The 17,468-nt window shown below is 73.4% G+C and carries 14 protein-coding genes; 11 read left to right on the top strand and 3 right to left on the bottom strand.

From position 1 onward, the window contains the following. Nucleotides 1-128 precede the first annotated feature (128 nt). The 11 genes from MTQ12_RS10325 to MTQ12_RS10275 all read left to right on the top strand — a co-directional run bounded on the left by MTQ12_RS10325 (nucleotide 129) and on the right by MTQ12_RS10275 (nucleotide 14,654). Entirely contained in the window at nucleotides 129-3,548 is a 3,420-nt protein-coding gene (locus MTQ12_RS10325) for a Rib/alpha-like domain-containing protein (RefSeq protein WP_247618545.1), read from the top strand. Between the two features lie 275 nt (nucleotides 3,549-3,823). After that, nucleotides 3,824-5,038: an imidazolonepropionase gene (gene hutI / locus MTQ12_RS10320; protein WP_247618544.1), complete on the top strand. Its 1,215-nt coding sequence runs from the start codon at nucleotides 3,824-3,826 to the stop codon at nucleotides 5,036-5,038. Continuing rightward, nucleotides 5,035-6,681: a histidine ammonia-lyase gene (gene hutH, locus MTQ12_RS10315; RefSeq protein ID WP_247618543.1), complete on the top strand. Its 1,647-nt coding sequence runs from the start codon at nucleotides 5,035-5,037 to the stop codon at nucleotides 6,679-6,681. The genes hutI and hutH overlap by 4 nt, the downstream gene beginning before the upstream one ends. Before the next feature lie 92 nt (nucleotides 6,682-6,773). After that, complete coding sequence (locus MTQ12_RS10310) at nucleotides 6,774-7,640, top strand: IclR family transcriptional regulator (protein ID WP_137318425.1); 867 nt, start codon at nucleotides 6,774-6,776, stop codon at nucleotides 7,638-7,640. Between the two features lie 204 nt (nucleotides 7,641-7,844). Continuing rightward, a complete protein-coding gene (locus tag MTQ12_RS10305; protein ID WP_247618542.1) occupies nucleotides 7,845-9,101 on the top strand; it encodes a pyridoxal-phosphate dependent enzyme in 1,257 nt (418 codons plus the stop codon). Between the two features lie 11 nt (nucleotides 9,102-9,112). After that, on the top strand, nucleotides 9,113-9,850 hold the full coding sequence (locus MTQ12_RS10300; protein WP_247618541.1) for an MOSC domain-containing protein: 738 nt from the start codon (nucleotides 9,113-9,115) through the stop codon (nucleotides 9,848-9,850). Between the two features lie 238 nt (nucleotides 9,851-10,088). After that, complete coding sequence (locus MTQ12_RS10295) at nucleotides 10,089-11,273, top strand: zinc-binding alcohol dehydrogenase (protein WP_247618540.1); 1,185 nt, start codon at nucleotides 10,089-10,091, stop codon at nucleotides 11,271-11,273. A gap of 51 nt (nucleotides 11,274-11,324) precedes the next feature. Then, nucleotides 11,325-11,708 (top strand): 6-carboxytetrahydropterin synthase, encoded by a 384-nt coding sequence (locus tag MTQ12_RS10290; RefSeq protein WP_247618539.1) that lies wholly within the window; start codon nucleotides 11,325-11,327, stop codon nucleotides 11,706-11,708. Further along, nucleotides 11,705-12,748, top strand: a complete 1,044-nt coding sequence (locus MTQ12_RS15225) for a glycosyltransferase family 4 protein (protein ID WP_247618538.1) — start codon at nucleotides 11,705-11,707, stop codon at nucleotides 12,746-12,748. Before MTQ12_RS10290 ends, MTQ12_RS15225 begins: the two co-directional genes overlap by 4 nt. A 46-nt stretch (nucleotides 12,749-12,794) precedes the next feature. Further along, nucleotides 12,795-13,676: a hypothetical protein gene (locus MTQ12_RS10280; RefSeq protein WP_247618537.1), complete on the top strand. Its 882-nt coding sequence runs from the start codon at nucleotides 12,795-12,797 to the stop codon at nucleotides 13,674-13,676. A 99-nt stretch (nucleotides 13,677-13,775) separates the two neighbouring features. Continuing rightward, the gene (locus MTQ12_RS10275; RefSeq protein ID WP_247618536.1) at nucleotides 13,776-14,654 is read left to right on the top strand and encodes a lysylphosphatidylglycerol synthase domain-containing protein; all 879 of its coding nucleotides are present in this window, start codon (nucleotides 13,776-13,778) and stop codon (nucleotides 14,652-14,654) included. Here the strand turns inward: MTQ12_RS10275 and ribA are convergent. The 3 genes from ribA to MTQ12_RS10260 are packed head-to-tail and all read right to left on the bottom strand — an operon-like array spanning nucleotide 14,593 to nucleotide 17,397. Continuing rightward, nucleotides 14,593-15,993 (bottom strand): GTP cyclohydrolase II RibA, encoded by a 1,401-nt coding sequence (gene ribA / locus MTQ12_RS10270; RefSeq protein ID WP_247618535.1) that lies wholly within the window; start codon nucleotides 15,991-15,993, stop codon nucleotides 14,593-14,595. The two genes, MTQ12_RS10275 and ribA, sit on opposite strands and share 62 nt — an antisense overlap. 10 nt (nucleotides 15,994-16,003) lie before the next feature. Next, nucleotides 16,004-16,804 carry a CDP-alcohol phosphatidyltransferase family protein gene (locus MTQ12_RS10265; protein WP_247618534.1) on the bottom strand — a complete coding sequence of 267 codons (801 nt, stop codon included), beginning with the start codon at nucleotides 16,802-16,804 and terminating at the stop codon, nucleotides 16,004-16,006. Beyond that, entirely contained in the window at nucleotides 16,801-17,397 is a 597-nt protein-coding gene (locus MTQ12_RS10260; RefSeq protein WP_247618533.1) for a MarR family transcriptional regulator, read from the bottom strand. Before MTQ12_RS10260 ends, MTQ12_RS10265 begins: the two co-directional genes overlap by 4 nt. Nucleotides 17,398-17,468: the final 71 nt, after the last annotated feature.

Below are 17,468 nucleotides of genomic sequence, written 5' to 3'. Positions count from 1 at the left end.
CCGATGAGTAGTTTGCATGTACACTCCTTGTGTATATCCGGGGAATCAGCAGTCCTCCCCCACCGTCCTCCGCGTCCACGCGCGGTGAGCGCCCCGGGTCGTTTCGCGCACCAGAGGAAGGGACTCCGATGTCCTCCATGTCCAACCGTCGTCCTCGCCGCTCGCTCCGTCGCGGAGCCGCCGGCATCTCACTCGCACTGGCGGTCGCACTGGCACCCGGCGCCGTGCCCACCATCCTCATGGCCCCCGCCTCCGCCGCCGTCAGCGCCGACGGGCAGACCCAGATCGGTGTGCCGGAGTACCGTGCGGCCGGCAACGATATGGTCGACAAGCTCTATGCCGGCGCCGACGCCGGAGTCCCGCGTCCCGGGAACATGGACATCTGGCCCACCGACGACATCAACCAGAGCCTCAACATCCAGACCCAGTCGAACCAGCAGTCCTGCGCCGTGACGATGATGGGCCAGTCCCAGGGCTTCCCCATGCGGGCCGACGGCGTCTACGCCGATGTCGACCGCAATTTCGCGCAGACGACTCCGCGGGTCACGCGCAACTTCTACGATCAGCGTCCGCACTTCGACAACGGCTACATGCTCACCCGCCCCGCCACGGATGCCGATTCGGAGGACAGCCTCACCACCTCCGGTCGCGTGCAGGTCACCAGCGCCGATGCCGGTTACCTCACCCTCGCCATGGACGGCTGGGGCAACAAGATCGGCGTCTCCTCGCCGAACAACATCATGCAGCACTCCCGCCTGCGCCTGGCGACCAAGGAGCCGATCGAGAACTTCCGACTCGTCCTCCGGATGGACGAGCACGCGAAGGTCGACACGCGCATCACCACCATGGGCAACTGGAACGGCTGGTGGGCGCCGGGCTACACGCAGGCTCCCTCCAGCAACTTCACCATCACCTACGAGACCGATGCGGACGGCCTCACCTACGCCGTCATCGAAGCTGACGAGGTGCCGGCCGAGTCGTGGGCCACCGTCACCTTCCGCGGCGAGGTCCTCGCAGATGACTTCGCCGAGGGCGGCCAGCTCTACTCGTGGTCGGCCGCGACTGCGGACTTCTCCACCCTCCAGTGCGAGGCGCCGCTGCCCCAGTGGGACAAGCAGACCGTGCGCCCGGGCGACTCGGTGACCGTCGAGAACACCGGGGACGCCATCCCGCAGGGCACTCAGCCGGATGCGACCACCGCCGTCGCGACCCCGCCCGAAGGCTGGGGCGAGATCGCGATCGACGCCGAGACCGGAGTGCTCACCGCCGAGGTCCCCGGCGACGCGGCCCCCGGCGACTACACCTTCCCCGTCGAGATGACCTACGGCGACGGCACCACGAAGACCGTCGAGGTCACCATCACCGTGCTCCCGATGCCGACCTACGAGGACACCACCGTCCAGCAGGGCGAGGAGAAGACCGTCCCCGTACCCGTCGACCAGAGCGGTGAGCCGCTGCCCGAGGGCACGGAGTTCGCCCCCGGTGAGGGCGGCCCGGACTGGGCGACCGTGAACGAGGACGGCACCATCACTGTCAATCCCGGATACGACGTCCCCGAGGGCGAGTACACCGTGCCCGTCGTCGTCACCCGCCCCGACGGCTCGACCGAGAACGTCGAGGCGAAGGTCACCGTGGAGAACCCGAACGATCCGGCCTACGAGACCGAGACGGTCGATCAGGGTGAGACGGTCACCGTCCCCGCGCCGACGAACCCGGACGGCTCGTCACTGCCGGAGGGCTCGGAGTTCGCTCCGGGTGACGACGTGCCGGACTGGGTGACGGTGAATGAGGACGGCACGCTGACCGTGTCCCCGGGCACGGAGGTGACCCCGGGCGGGCACACCTTCCCGGTGGTTGTGACCTACCCGGACGGCTCGGAGGAGACGATCCAGGTCACGGTGGTCGTCAACAACCCGAACGATCCGGCCTACGAGACCGGCATCGTCGATCAGGGTGAGACGATCACCATCCCGACCCCGGAGAACCCGGACGGCTCCGCGCTGCCCGAGGGCACCGAGTTCGCCCCCGGCGAGGACGTGCCGGACTGGGTGACGGTGAACGAGGACGGCACGCTGACCGTGTCCCCGGGCGCGAATGTGACCCCGGGCGGGCACACCTTCCCGGTGGTTGTGACCTACCCGGACGGAACCTCCGAGACGATCGACGTCACGGTGGTCGTCAACAACCCGAACGATCCGGCTTACGAGACCGGCATCGTCGATCAGGGCGAGACGATCACGATCCCGGCCCCGACCAACCCGGACGGATCCGCGCTGCCCGAGGGCTCCGAGTTCGCCCCGGGTGACGACACGCCGGACTGGGTGACGGTGAATGAGGACGGCACGTTGACCGTGTCCCCGGGTGCCGATGTGACCCCGGGCGGGCACACCTTCCCGATCGTCGTGACCTACCCGGACGGCTCGGAGGAGACGATCCAGGTCACCGTGGTCGTCAACAACCCGAACGATCCGGCCTACGAGACCGGCATCGTCGATCAGGGCGAGACGATCACCATCCCGACCCCGACCAACCCGGACGGCTCCGCGCTGCCCGGAGGCTCTGAGTACGCCCCGGGTGACGACACGCCGGACTGGGTGACGGTGAATGAGGACGGCACGCTGACCGTGTCCCCGGGCGCCGATGTGACCCCGGGCGGGCACACCTTCCCCGTCGTGGTGACCTACCCGGACGGAACCTCCGAGACGATCCAGGTCACCGTGGTCGTCAACAACCCGAACACTCCGATCTACGAGGACGGCGAGGTCGACCAGGGCGAGACGATCACCATCCCGACCCCGGAGAACCCGGACGGCTCACCGCTGCCCGAGGGCACCGAGTTCGCCCCCGGCGACGACACGCCGGACTGGGTCACGGTGAACGAGGACGGCACGATCACGGTGTCCCCGGATGAGTCGGTGACCCCGGGTGACCACACCTTCCCGGTCGTGGTGACCTACCCGGACGGCTCCGAGGAGACGGTCGACGTCACTGTCACCGTGAACAACCCGAACGATCCGGTCTACGAGAACGGTGAGGTCGAGCAGGGTGAGACGATCACCATCCCGACCCCGGAGAACCCGGACGGCTCACCGCTGCCCGAGGGCACCGAGTTCGCCCCCGGCGAGGACGTGCCGGACTGGGTGACGGTGAACGAGGACGGCACGCTGACCGTGTCCCCGGGCACCGACGTGGAGCCCGGCGAACACACCTTCCCGGTCGTCGTGACCTACCCGGACGGCTCCTCCGAGACCATCGAGGTCACCGTCACGGTCACCGAACCCGGCGACAACGGCACCGGACCCGGTGACGACGACAACGGCTCCGACGACTCGAACCCGGGCGACGGCCCCTCGGACGAGCCCGGCCCCAAGCCCGGTGACGACGGCGACGAGGCGCCGAACCAGGACCCGGGTGACCGGGACCAGGGTGACCGGGACGACAGTCCGCTGCCGCGCACCGGAGTCGACGTCGCTGCGACGATCGCCGCCGCGGTGCTCCTGCTCGGACTCGGCGCGGGCCTGATCCTGCGCGCCCGCCGCCGCAGCTGACACCCGGCTCGCCGGAAACCCGGCGGACCCGACACCGCGCCCGCGCCGACACCACGTCGGCGCGGGCGCGGTCCGTTGCGGCCGCCGGGCCCGGTGGACCCTGTGAACCGCGCGCCGGGCACCCAGCGCCCTGATCCCTCCCGGCCCCGTCGGACGAAGTCCGAGATCTCGGACATTCCGTTCTGCGGGGGCGCTGTCGTCCGCACGCGGGTGCGCGACACTGAGGTGTGCGGGTCGAGGAGGATCCGCACCCGTCGACCCGACAGGAGGCGCCCGTGGCCCTGCTCATCACCACGATCCCGGAACTCGTGACGAACGATCCCGAGGCGCCCGACCTCCTCGGCGTCATCGAGGACGCGGCCCTGCTCGTCGAGGACGGCACCGTCGCCTGGGTCGGACCCGAGGCCTCGCTCCCCGCCGAGGTGCGCGCTCGGGCGCAGGAGACCGTGGAGGCCCGCGGCGCCGTGATCCCCGGCTTCGTCGACAGCCACAACCACCTCGTGTTCGCCGGTGACCGCTCCGCGGAGTTCGCCGCCCGGATGGCCGGCGAGTCCTATTCCGCCGGCGGCATCCGCACCACCGTCGCCGCCACCCGCGCCGCCTCCGAGGCCGAGCTCGAGGCCAACCTCGTCCACCTCGTGGAGCAGGCCGAGCGCTCCGGCACCACGACCTTCGAGATCAAGACCGGCTACGGCCTCACCAACGCCGACGAGATCCGCGGCCTCGAGATCATCCGCCGCCACACCGACGAGGCGACCCTGCTCGCCGCCCACGTCGTCCCGCCCGAGTTCGCCGCGGACCCCGACGGCTACGTCGACCTCGTGATCGAGGAGATCATTCCCGCCGCCACCGGCCTCGCGAAGTGGATCGACGTGTTCTGCGAGGAGGGCGCCTTCACCGAGGAGCAGACCGCACGCATCCTCGACGCCGGTGTCGCCCACGGGATGCGCCCGCGGCTCCACGCCAACCAGCTCACCGCCGGCGGGGCGCTGCAGCTCGCCGCCGCCCATCGGTGCGCCTCGGCCGACCACGCGACCTTCGCCTCGGACGAGGACCTCGCGGCGCTGGCCGCCGCGGGCACCGTCGTCACCCTGCTGCCCGGCGTCGAGTTCTCCACCCGCCAGCCCTACCCGGACGCCCGCCGGTACCTCGCCGCGGGAGTCACGCTCGCGATCGCGAGCGACTGCAACCCCGGCTCGTGCTTCACGAGCAGCATCCCGTTCTGCATCGCACTCGCCGTGCGCGACATGCACTTCACCGTCGAGCAGGCCGTCTGGGCCGCCACCGCCGGAGGTGCGGCCGCCCTCGAACGCACCGACGTGGGCCGCCTCACCCCCGGGTCCCGGGCCGACCTGAGCATCCTCGACGCCCCGTCCTACCGCCACCTCGCCTACCGGCCCGGCGTCCAGCTCATCGCCGAGGTGTACCGCGCCGGTGAGCGGATCGCCGGCTCCCCGGCGAAGAACTCCGATGAAAGGGACACCCGATGACGCAGAACTCTCCCCGCCCCGACACGAGCGCACTCGCCGGGCCTGCGGCAGTCGACCTCGACCCCGACGGCCTGACCTTCGCGCAGGTCGTCGCTGTCGCCCGCCACGACGCGCCGGTCCGCGTGCCCGAGCAGGTGCGCGCGGCCGTCGCGGAGTCCCGCCGCGCGATCGAGGCGCTCGCCGATGCCCCGCGCCCCGTCTACGGGGTGTCCACCGGGTTCGGTGCGCTCGCCCAGCGCCACATCCCCGCCGCCCTGCGCACCCAGCTCCAGAAATCGCTTATCCGCTCCCACGCGGCAGGCGTGGGCGACCCGGTGGAGCGCGAGGTCGTCCGTGCGCTCATGCTCCTGCGGGCCCGCACGCTCGCCACCGGGCGCACCGGGGTGCGCACCGAGGTGCTCGACACCTATGTCGCGATCCTCGACGCCGGCATCACCCCCGTCGTCCACGAGTACGGCTCGCTCGGCTGCTCGGGCGACCTCGCGCCGCTGTCGGCGTGTGCGCTCGCCGCGATGGGCGAGGGGCCGGTGACGGTGCGGGGCGCCGACGGCACGGAGCGCCGGACCACCGCCGCCGAGGCGCTCGCCGCCGCCGGCATCACCCCCGTCGTGCTCGCGGAGAAGGAGGGCCTCGCCCTCGTCAACGGCACCGACGGCATGCTCGGGATGCTCATCCTCGCGCTGTTCGACCTCGAGAACCTCCTCACCGCCGCCGACCTCACCGCCGCGATGAGCGTCGAGGCCCAGTACGGCACCGACCGGGTGTTCATGCCCGACCTCCACACCCCGCTGCGCCCGCACGCGGGTCAGGCGGCGAGCGCGGCGAACATGCTCACCGCGCTCGCGGGCTCTGGGATCGTCGCAGGCCACAAGGACTCCACCCACCTCGTGCAGGACGCGTACTCGCTGCGCTGCTCCCCGCAGGTCACCGGGGCCGCCCGCGACACCGCGGCCTTCGCCGCGCAGACCGCCGCTCGCGAGCTCCGCGCCGCGATCGACAACCCCGTGGTGCTGCCCGACGGCACCGTGTCCTCCAACGGCAACTTCCACGGCGCCCCGCTCGCCCACGCGCTCGACTTCCTCGCGATCGTCGCCGCCGATGTCGCCTCGATCGCCGAGCGCCGCACCGATCGGTTCATGGACGCCGCCCGCAACCAGGGCCTGCCGCCGTTCCTCGCCGGGGACGTTGGGGTGGACTCCGGGCTGATGATCGCCCACTACACGCAGGCGGCGATCGTCAGCGAGATGAAGCGGCAGGCGACCCCGGCCTCCGTCGACTCGATCCCGTCCTCGGCGATGCAGGAGGATCACGTGTCGATGGGGTGGACGGCCGCCCGCAAGCTCCGCACCTCGGTGGTCAACCTCGCCCGAGTGCTCGGCATCGAGTACTACACCGCCGCCCGCGCGATCGACCTCCGCGCCGAGGCGCCCGGCCCGGTCACCGGCGCCCTCCTCGCCGAGCTGCGCCACGAGGTGCCCGGACCCGGACCGGACCGCTTCCTGTCCCCGGAGCTCGCCGAGGCGATCGAGCGGGTGGCCGACGGGCGCGCCGTCGCGGCCGCGGAGACCGCGTCCGCGCTCACGCATACGCTGGTGGACATCGACGGGACGGTGCTCGACGGCCGGACCATCCCGACGGACTGAACCGAGCCGCCCGGCCGACGGGGGCCGGTGACCAGTCCGGCCTGCCGGTGGGATGATCGGCGGACCGCGCCGACGACGAGACGAGGAGCCCCATGCCCGAGGTGCCGGCCCTGCGACGATCCGTCGCGATCCTCCGCCACCTGGCCGGGTCCAACCGGCCGGTGAGCGCCGGGGCGCTCGTGCGCGCCCTCGAACTGCCGCGCTCGAGCGTCTACGAGCTGCTCGCCGTGCTCGAGGAGCTCGGCCTCGTCACGAAGTCCTCCACCGGCTACCTGCTCGGCGCCGGAGTGTCCGAGCTCGGCAGCGCCTACATGCGGACCAACCCGCTGCAGCGGATGGCGCAGCCGATCGTCCGCGAGCTCGCGGAGCAGACCGGCGCGACAGCCCAGCTCGCGGTGCTCCGGGGCTGGGAGACGGTGTACCTCGTCAAGGAGCAGGCGGTGCGCTCCGCGGCGGTCATCACCGCGACCGGGGTGCGCATGCCCGCCTACCTCACCGCCACCGGCCGGGCGATCATGTCCGCGCTGTCCGGACGCGAGGTCCTCGCCCTCCTCAGCGGCGAGGACGCGTTCGTCAACCGCACCGGGCGCGGGCCCACCTCGCTGCGGCAGCTCAACGAGCTCCTGCGCCGCACCCGGGAGCTCGGATACGCGGTGGAACGCGGCGAGATCAGTACGGAGATCACCACCGTCGCCGCCCCGGTGTTCGACGTCCTCGACCGGCCGATCGCCGCCGTCGGTCTGTCGGTGCGCGCGGAGGAACCCGGAAGGCCGGGGGATACCGGGGGAGCGGGCGATACCGGAGAACCGCGGCACACCGGGGGAGCGGGGGGCCCGGGCGGGTCCAGTGGCGCGCGCACAGACGGCCGGGGCGCCTCGGTCGCGGAGATCGACATCGCCGGCGACATCGCCCCGCATGTCGTCCACGCCGCCGCCCGGCTCACCTCCAAGCTGCGCTGAGGCCGGCGGGCTGCGCTGAGGCCGCCAAGCTGCGCTGAGGTCGGCGGGCTGCGCTCAGTTCGCCAAGCTGCGCTGAGGCCGGCGGGCTGCGCTGAAGCCGGCGGGCCGTGCGGTGAGAACTCGGCCGCCGCGGCTCTGAGACCGACCTGAGCCCGCACCTCGTCTTCGATAGGGTGGCGGGACCCCGACGAGGAGGAGCTCCCGGTGACAGACCCCCACAACACCCCCGCCGCATCCGCCGCCGCGGCACCCACGATCCACGCGAACCCGGAGGCCCGATCCTGGCGCACCGAGCACGCGCCGGAGGTCATCGACTTCCACCGCTCGATCCCCGGCTACGCCCCCACCCGGCTGATCGAGGTGCCCGCGCTCGCCGCCGAGCTCGGCGGCGCGCGCGTGCTCGTCAAGGAGGAGTCCGCCCGTTTCGGACTGCCCGCGTTCAAGATCCTCGGCGCCTCCTACGCCGCCTGCCGTGCGCTGTCCGCCCGCCTCGGCTCACCCGAGGCCGCTCTGCCGACGGACGAGCTCCGCACCCGGCTGGCCGAACGGGACCCGATCGAGCTCGTCGCCGCCACCGACGGCAACCACGGCCGCGCCGTCGCCCACACCGCCCGCCTCCTCGGCCTGCCCGCGCACATCTTCCTGCCGGCCGACATCACCGCCGAGGCGAAGGCCGGGATCCGCGAGGAGGGCGCGGACGTCGACGAGCTCAGCGCCCCCTACGACGCGATCGTCGCCGCCGCGGCCGCCTACACCGATGCCGGTGCCGCGGAGGGCGCGGAGCGGCTGCTCATCCAGGACACCGCGTGGGAGGGCTACGAGGAGATCCCGCAGTGGATCGTCGACGGCTACTCGACGCTCCTCGTCGAGGCCGAGCAGCAGCTCGCCGAGCTCGGAGTCGGACGGGTCGACCTCGTGGCGATGCCGGTGGGGGTGGGCTCGTTCGCCGAGGCCGTCGTCCGCCGCTGCCGGACCGCCGACGGTGGGCTGCTCTCTGGCGGGACCGCTGCCGACACCCGTCGAGAGGTCAGTTCCCTTCGGAATCCCGCGGAGAACCGCAGCGAAGTGACCACTCGAGCGGAGGAGGCGCCTGCGCCGAGTGTGCTCAGCGTGGAGCCGACCGCCGCGCCGGGCCTCATCGCCTCGCTCGCGGCCGGTGAGCTCACCGCCGTGCCGACCGGGGCGACGATCATGGCCGGCCTCAACTGCGGCACCCCGTCCGCCGCGGCCTGGCCGGTGCTCCGCGCCGGCATCGACGCCGCGGTCACCGTCGACGACGCCCAGGCTGCGCAGGCCGTCCGCGACCTCGAGGCGCACGGCGTCGACTCCGGGCCCTGCGGCGCCTCGACCCTGGCCGGGGTGCGCGCCTGGGTCGACGCCCATCCGCTGCCCGCCGATGCCACCGTGCTGCTGCTGAGCACCGAGAGCCGCCGCGCGAATCCGCTCCCGGCAGGGATGTGAGGAGCGGTGCCGTGCCGCCCCTGACCGGTGACCCACAGCCGGCCGGCGCCCCTCAACCCGCCGGCAGCCCGCAGCTGACCGGCACCGTCGAGCGGGTGTGCACCGGGTCCGTCACCGTCCAGCACTGGTCGGGCCGCGAGATCTCCACCGGCGCCCGCAAGACCCCGCACGCCGGTCCCGTGGAACTCGGAGCGCTCGGTCTGAGAGGCGACGCGCAGGGCAACACGAAGGTCCACGGCGGTCCCGACAAGGCCGTGTGCTGCTATCCGGCGGAGCACTACCCGCGCTGGGCCGCCGATGGGATCGCGATCGGGGAGGACGGCTTCTTCGAGAACCTCACGGTGTCCGGTCTGCCGGAGGACGCGGTGCACCTCGGCGATGTCTTCGCGCTCGGCACCGCGCGCGTCCAGGTCACCCAGCCGCGCCGGCCCTGCACCACGGTGTCCGCGCGCTGGGGCGATCGCGAACTGCCGCGCCTCATGCAGTCCACCGGCCGCTGCGGCTACTACCTGCGCGTCCTCGAACCCGGTGCGGTGGGTCCCGGGGATGCGATGGTGCTGGAGGAGCGGCTGCCGGATTCGATGTCCGTCGCCGAGGTCAACCGTGTGATGAACGTCGACCGGACCGACCGGGAGGGCATCGAAGGCCTCCTCGCCTCGCCCGAGCTCCCGGAGAAGTGGCGCACCCAGCTCACCCGGCGGCTGCACACCGGCACGGCCGAGGACGACGCCACCCGCCTCGGCGACTGATTCCCCGCCCACTCCGGGGCCGACCCCCGCTCCTGGGCTGCCGCTGCCGCCCGACGGCGGCCGGCATCGCCGCCCTGCCCCAGATGCAGGTGTTTCTCGAGATGACAACTGAACATCGCTCGTGAGCGGGCGCTGGGGGTGGGATTCGGTCGTGTTCTGCAGGAACACTTGTATCCGCGGTCCGCGCGCCCCTGCCGCCCGGCCGGGCGCAGGACGCCCTGCGGCGTAGAGTAGGGGCATGGCTCGGCAGTATTGGACGGAGGCCGCGCAGCGCGGCGCATGGCGCGAGGTGCCCGAACCCCACGTGCCCGACCCCGTCGGCACTGCTGCCGGTGACCCCGCCTCCACCGATGCCGCCGACCCCGTCGGCACTGCTGCCGCCGACCTCGCCGGCACTGCTGCCGACTCCGCCTGGCTGCGGGTGCGGACCACCGCCACGGCGATCTCGAAGGGCACGGAGACCCTCGTCCACACCGGCTCCGTTCCGGACGCAGTCGCCGCGCTCATGCGTGCTCCGCACCAGCTCGGCGACTTCCCGTTCCCCGTGTCCTACGGCTACCTCGCCGTCGGAGTCGTCGACGAGGGTCCCGCGGAGTGGCTCGGCGCGCGCGTGTTCGGACTGCTGCCCCACCACAGCCACCATCTCGTCACCGCCGAGGACGTCCACCGGATCCCCGACGGCGTGAGCGACCGGCGTGCGCTGCTCGCCGGAGCGGCGGAGACCGGCATCAACATCCTGTGGCAGGAGCCGCCGCGCCTCGCGGACCGGGTCGCGGTCGTCGGCGCCGGGATGATCGGCGCCGCCACCGCGCTCCTCGCCGCGCAGATGCCGCTCGCCCGGCTCGAGGTGGTCGAGACCAACCCCGAGCGTCGCCGCCTGCTCACCGGGCTCGGCCTCACCGCTGTCCACCCCGACGAGGCGAGCGGCGACTGCGACATCGTCATCCACACCTCCGGCTCCGAGGCGGGACTCACCCGGGCGCTCGCGCTCACCGGCGACGACGGCACGGTGGTCGAGGCCTCGTGGTACGGCACCCGCAGCCCGGCCGTGCCGCTCGGCGCGGACTTCCACGCCCGCCGGCTGTCGATCGTCGCGAGCCAGGTCGGGCAGGTCGCCGCCGGCCGCCGGCTCCGCCGCACCCGCGCGGACCGGATGCGCGCCGCACTCGACGCCCTGACCGACGAGCGGTTCGACGCACTCCTCACCGGCACCTCGCCGTGGCACGCGCTGCCCCAGGTGATGGAGGAGATCAGCGGCGACACCGCGCTCGCCGCCGCGACCCTCTGCCACGTCATCGACCACACCGCCCCGGAGCCGGAGGCGCCGACGGAGTCCGGCACCGCCCCGCACCCCGGCACCCCCCCGGAGGCCGACACTGCCCCGCAGCCCGGCACCGACCCGGGAGCCCGCGACCGCCACTGATCCGGACCCACTGACCCCCGCACCCACTGAACCCCGCAGAGAGGACACCGGATGTTCAGCCTCACCGTGAACGACCACGTGATGATCGCCCACAGCCTGCCCGACGAGTTCTTCGGCCCCGCCCAGGGCGTCCACGGGGCGACCCTCACCGTGGACGCGACTTTCACCCGCGCCGAGCTCGACGCCCACTCCGTCGTCCTCGACATCGGGTATGCCTCACAGCTCCTCGACGAGGCGCTCGCCCCGCTGCGCTACGCGAACCTCGACACCCATCCCGACTTCGCCGGCCGCCTCTCCACCACCGAGGTCGTCGCCCGCTACATCGGCGACCGGCTGGCCGCGGGGCTGGCCGAGCAGCCCGACATCGGCATCACCGTGAGCATCGTCGAGAACCCCCGGGCGAGCGTGTCCTACACCGTGCCCGGCCGCACGTGACCGTTCACCTCCTCGAACCTGCGCTCGGCCGCGTGAGCGGCGGCCTGCGCTACAACGCGGCCATCGCCGAGGCGGCCGCGCCGCAGATCCTCCGGCACACCGTGCCCGGCGCCTGGCCCGAGCCCACCCCGGGGGACACCGCCGTGCTCGCCGGGATCGTCCGCGGGCTCGACGGGCCGGTGATCCTCGACGGCCTCATCGGCTGCAGCCTGCCCACGCCGCTCTCCGGCCCGATCGTGCAGCTCGTCCACGCCCCGCTCGGCAGGGCCGCCCCCACCACCGGCGCCACCACCGGCCCCGGCACCGACCCCGGTGATGACCCCACAGCCGGCCAGACTGCCGACCCCACGGCACGCGACCGCGAGCGCGCCGCGCTCGAATCCGCCGCGGCCGTGGTCACGACGAGCCGCTTCGCCGCCCGTGAGCTGGCCGAGCTCTACGGGGTGCAGGCGCATGCGATCCCACCCGGGGCCGCACCTCGACCCGTCGCCGCGGGAGGCGACGGCGGGAACCTCATCTGCGTCGCCTCGATCGAGGAGAACAAGAACCAGCTCCTCCTCGCCGAGGCGCTCCGTGCCCTGACGGAATCCGGCACCACCGGCTGGCACGCCACCTTCGCAGGCCCCGTGACGGATCCCGCCTACGGCGAGCGCCTGCGAACGGCCCTCACAGCACTGCCCGACGGCAGCGCCGCGCAGCCCGGTGAGCTCGACGAGCCCGCCCTCGCGGACCTCTACCATGCGTCCGACCTGCTCCTCCTGCCCTCGCGCCGCGAGGCCTTCGGGATGGTCGTGAGCGAGGCGGCCGCTGCCGGGATCCCCGCGTTCGTCACCGCCGGCACTGGCTCCGAGGAGGCACTCGCCGCCGGCCGCGCGCTCCCTCCCGAACCGGCCGCCTGGGCCGACGCGCTGCGCGACTGGCTCACCGACCCCGCCCACCGTGCGGCCCTCCGCCAGGAGGCGCTGCAGCGCCGCGCAGGCCTGCCGACCTGGGACGATGCCGCCGCTGAGCTCCTCGACCTGGTGCAGGGCCTGCGATGAGCACGTCGCCCTCACCCACCACCATGACCCCGAGCGAAGGACGCCGATGACCGCCGCCGACCACGACTGGCTCGACCTGCGAGCCCCCTTCGACGACGCCGCCCGCGAGCACTCGCTCGCCCTCCTCGACCAGGCCGTCGAGGCGCTCGCCGGCACCGCGGAGGCGGAGCCGCTCACCGTCATCGACATCGGCGCCGGCACCGGGAACTCCGCCCGCTGGTTCGACCGCGCCCTGCGCCCCCGGCTGCCCGGGCGGGAGCTGCGCTGGATCCTCCTCGACGCGGACGCCGCATCGCTCCGGGTCGCCTCCCGCTCGATGCCCGACGCGACCACGGCGACCGCCCCGATCACCGAACTGCCCGCCATCGCCGCCGAGCACCTGCCCGGGGCCACCGCCGCCCATGAGTCCGACGGCGCCGCCGCTGAGCACGCGCCGGGTCCGCCGGCCCCCGCCCGCCTGCTCATCACCTGCAGCGCGGTGCTCGACGTCCTCGCCCCGGCCGATGTCGAGGCGGTCGTCGACACGCTCACCCGGTTCTCCGGCCTCGGGCTGTTCCTGCTGAGCATCACCGAGCACTGGCCCCTCGATCCGCCGGACCGGCGCGACGCGCTCATCGAGCACGCCTTCTCCGAGCACCAGGCGCGCGAGGGCCGGCTCGGCGATGCCGGCGGGGCCGTGCTCGCAGCCGCCGCGCGCCGCGCCGGAGCCCGCGTGATGACGGGCGACAGCCCCTGGGACCTGCAGGGACCGCGCGATCGCGAGTTCCTCACCCGTTTCCTCTCCGAACGCATCGACGCGGTCATCGAAGAGGATCCGGAGCTGCGTCCGATCGCCGCGGCCTGGCTCGCCGACAGGCTCGAGCAGGCCGGGACGGATCTCCGCGTCGCCGTCGAGCACCTCGACGTCCTCGTCGACGCCCGCGGCTGAGAAGCCGGTGTGCGCAGCGACCCCGAGGTGCCCAGCGGGTCCGAGGTTCCCGCCGGACCCGGGGTGCGCAGTGAACCCGAGGCGCTCAACGGATCCCGTGTGCCCAGCAGGACTTCCTGGCTGCGGCGGGTGCTCATGCTCGCCGTCACCGCAGTTCTCCTCGTGCTCACCGCGCGGCTCGTCGGCACCGAGGCGCTCCTCGCCGGCTGGGACGTCCTCACCCCGACGACCATCGCCGCGGCGCTCGGCTGCGGGCTCCTCGTCACGCTCGCACAGGCACTGCGCTGGACGCTGCTCGCCCGGGAGAAGGGCATCCCCATGCGGTATGCGCGGGCCGTGGCGGACTGCTGGTCCTCGAGCCTGGGGAACATGGTGCTGCCCGGCGGCATCGCCGGTGACGCGGCGCGGGTGGCGGTCTACCGCGGTGCCGGCGACCGGCGCTGGTGGTCACCGGCGGCCGCGCTCGGAGCGGAGCGGCTGACCTCGACGACCCTGCTCCTCTCCCTCTCCGCCGTGATCCTCGCCGGCATCTCAGCGCGGTTGGCGGTGATCGCCGGAGCGGTCGCGGTCCTCGCGCTGGCCGCCGCGCTCGCCTGCATGCGCGGCATGGCCGCACGCACCGCGGTGCTCGTGTGGGCTGCGGCGGCGGTGGGCGTCGGCGCGCTGCTGGGCCTCTATCTCATCGGGATGGCGGAGCTCGGCGGACCGGTGACGCCGGGCGCGGCAGCGGTGGGGCTCGCCTCGATGAGCGTGCCGCTGGGAGTCGGCGGCTGGGGAGTGCGGGAGATCAGCGCCGGGGTCCTCGCCGGCGAGCTCGCGGTGACGGCCGAGTGGGCGGTCACCGCGGCGACCGCCTACGGGCTGCTCGCGACGATCTCCACCCTCCCGGGCGCGGTGACCCTCCTCCTCGCGGCCCTCAGGCGCCGTCGGCCGGCCGCGCCGGCCGTTCGGCCGAGTGCGCCTGCGCCGCATCGCTGAGGACGAACTCGGTGCACACGTCCTCGCCGAACGCGTAGCGGCGGAACGGGGTGCGCATCGCCTGGGCCATGACGGGCGAACCGCGGAACCGGATCCCGGGCACCCCGTCGCCGATCAGCACCGGGGCCGAGGTGAGGAAGATCCGGTCGAGCACGCCGGCGGCGAGGAAGTCCGAGACGGTGCGGCCGCCGCCCTCGACGAGGATCGAGCCGGGCACCCGCTCGCGGACGAGCGCGATCACCGCCGCCGGGTCGACGGGCTCGCCGTCAGCGGAGTGCGGCAGGCGTGCGATCTCGACGTGATCTCCGATCCCGGCGGGCACCTCGGCGTCGGGGCCGACGAGCCACAGGGTCGGGGCGTCGGGAGAGCGGAGGACGGCGCTCCCGGCGGGGATGCGGGCGTGCGGGTCGAGGAGCACCCGCAGCGGGTTCGTGCCGGCGACCGCGCGGACGGTGAGCTGCGGATCGTCGGCGACGACGGTGCCGGCGCCCACGACGACGGCGTCGACGGCCGCCCGGAGCCGGTGGAGATGGGTGCGGTCGGCCTCGCCGGACACGAACTCCGCGTCCCCGCCGCGTGCGGCGATGAACCCGTCGGCGCTCTGCGCGAGCTGCGCGACGACCTCGCTGTGCGCGGCGAGCGCGGCGTACAGGGGCAGGTCCTCGGGGTCGTCGCCCACCGGCTGCCCGGACAGCGAGTCGTGGCGCATGCGGCTGCGCTTGGTCTGCAGATAGCGGACGTTCTCCGGCCGGTCGGGCACCTGGAGGGCGAGGCGCTCCGGCACCTCGATGCCGAGCCGGGCGAGCGCCTCGGCCTTGGTCGGGTTCGAGGACAGGAGCCGGATCCGCGGGCAGTCGAGCTCGTGGAGGATCGCGGCGGCGGCCCGGTAGTCGCGGGCGTCGTCGGGCAGGCCGAGCGCGCGATTGGCGTCGACGGTGTCGAGCCCGTCGTCCTGGAGCGCATAGGCGCGGAGCTTCGCGGCGAGCCCGATGCCGCGGCCCTCGTGGCCGCGCAGGTAGAGGAGGATCCCGGTGCCGGCGGCGGCGATCGCCTGGAGCGCGGCCTCGAGCTGGTCGCCGCAGTCGCAGCGGTGCGAGCCGAGCGCGTCCCCGGTCAGGCACTCGCTGTGGAGGCGGACGAGCGGGGCCTCGACGGCACCCGGGTCGCCGCGGTACATTGCCACGTGCGTGACGCCCTCACTCGTGTAGGCGCGGGTGGTGAACACACCGTGGTCGGTCGGCAGGGAGGTCTCCGACTCGAGGACGAGCGCGGGCAGGTCGTTCTGCGCCGCGCTCGGGCTCGCGTTCGGCCCGTCGTCGGGCTGGGGCAGTGAGGACATGGGTCACAGTCTACGAGGGTCGCGCCCCGGGAACCGACAAGGTGCCTGGGCCTTCTGCGCGGTGCCGCTCGAGCCACACGATGTCCCGGCCGAAGGACCAGCCGAGGGCCAGCAGCGCCGCACCCGTGCACAGCACGCCGAGGATCGGGAACGCGAGCGCGGGCGGGGAGCCGGCCGTGAGCAGGAGGACACCCTGGGAAGCGGCGACGACCTTGCGGGCGCGAGACGGCGGGAGCGCTCGCCGCCACGCGGGGCGGAGCAGGGTGACCCCGCGGAACCCGTAGAACAGGAGACCGGGGAGCGCGCACCACCAGCCCCACAGCGGGACGAGGCCGAGCGACAGGACGAGGACGACGAGGGCGTCGACGGACTCGTCGTAGGCGGCACCGGCGTCGGTGCAGCCGGGATCGCTCGAGCGGGCGTTCCGGGCCACCTTCCCGTCGACCGCATCGAGGGTGAGGCCGAGCGCGGCGACCGCGACCGCGGCCCACCCGAATCCGGTGCCGCCGAGGATCAGCGCGGTGAAGATGAGGAGGAGGCCGAGGCGGACGGTGGTGATGTCGTCGGCCCGGCCCCACGGCTCGCTGCGGACGAGGCTGCGTCCGGCACCGATCGCGGCGAGGAGCACCGCGAGCCCGACCATGAGCGGGGTGGGGCGGAGGACGGCCGCGGTGACGAGCGCGAGGGTGAGAATGCCGAGCGGGAGCATGCGTGTGCGGGTCCGGGCGGTGCGGACCGGGGACTGCGCGGGTCCGACCGGGGACTGCGCGGGTCCGGGCGGGACGCGCTCGGAACGGGCGGAGCCGCTCACCACGCGTCGTCGCCGTCCTCGAGCTCGGCGGCCATGGAGGTGAGGAACTCGATGACGACCGCGCGCTGCTCGGGGGTGAGGCGGGCGGCGGCGTCGAACCGGCGGGCCTGCTGCCGGCCCACGGTCTCCACCGCGGTGTGCCGGGTCTCCGGGGTGATGCGGATGGCGAGCGCACGGCGGTCGCTCGGATGCGGGGAGCGGGTGATGTGCCCGGCCCGTTCGAGGCGGTCGAGGAGCTTCGTCGTCGAGGCGCTCGACACGTGGAGGTGCGCGGCGATGGCTCCCGGGGTGGCGACGGTGTCGCGGTTCTCGCACACGATGAGGAAGTGGAGGGCGCGCATGTCGTTGCGGCCGAGCTTCATGTAGTCGAGCGAGGCCTCCATGAGCCGGTTCTCCGCATCACGCAGGTTCCCCATGGCCTGCATCACCGCGCTGATCTGGGCGAGGTCGTCCTCGGACACGCGACTGCGGTCGACGAGCCGGCTGTCCGGGTCGTTCGAGGCGATGTCGTAGACGTGCGCCGAACGCGTCTCCGGACGCGCTGATCCGGCCTCGGCGAGCGAGGCGGCAGCGGGGCGATCCGGCGCGGTCATCCCGTCATGATATCCCCGTTGATCTCATGCTAGGTTTATTGTTTGCCAGGCTAGGTAAATTATCCGGAAGG

It is taken from the genome of Brevibacterium sp. R8603A2 (assembly GCF_023072605.1).
Taxonomy (GTDB): Bacteria; Actinomycetota; Actinomycetes; order Actinomycetales; family Brevibacteriaceae; genus Brevibacterium; species Brevibacterium pityocampae.
The sequence above is the reverse complement of the archived record's forward strand: the minus strand, read 5'-3'. Positions and strand labels throughout refer to the sequence as shown.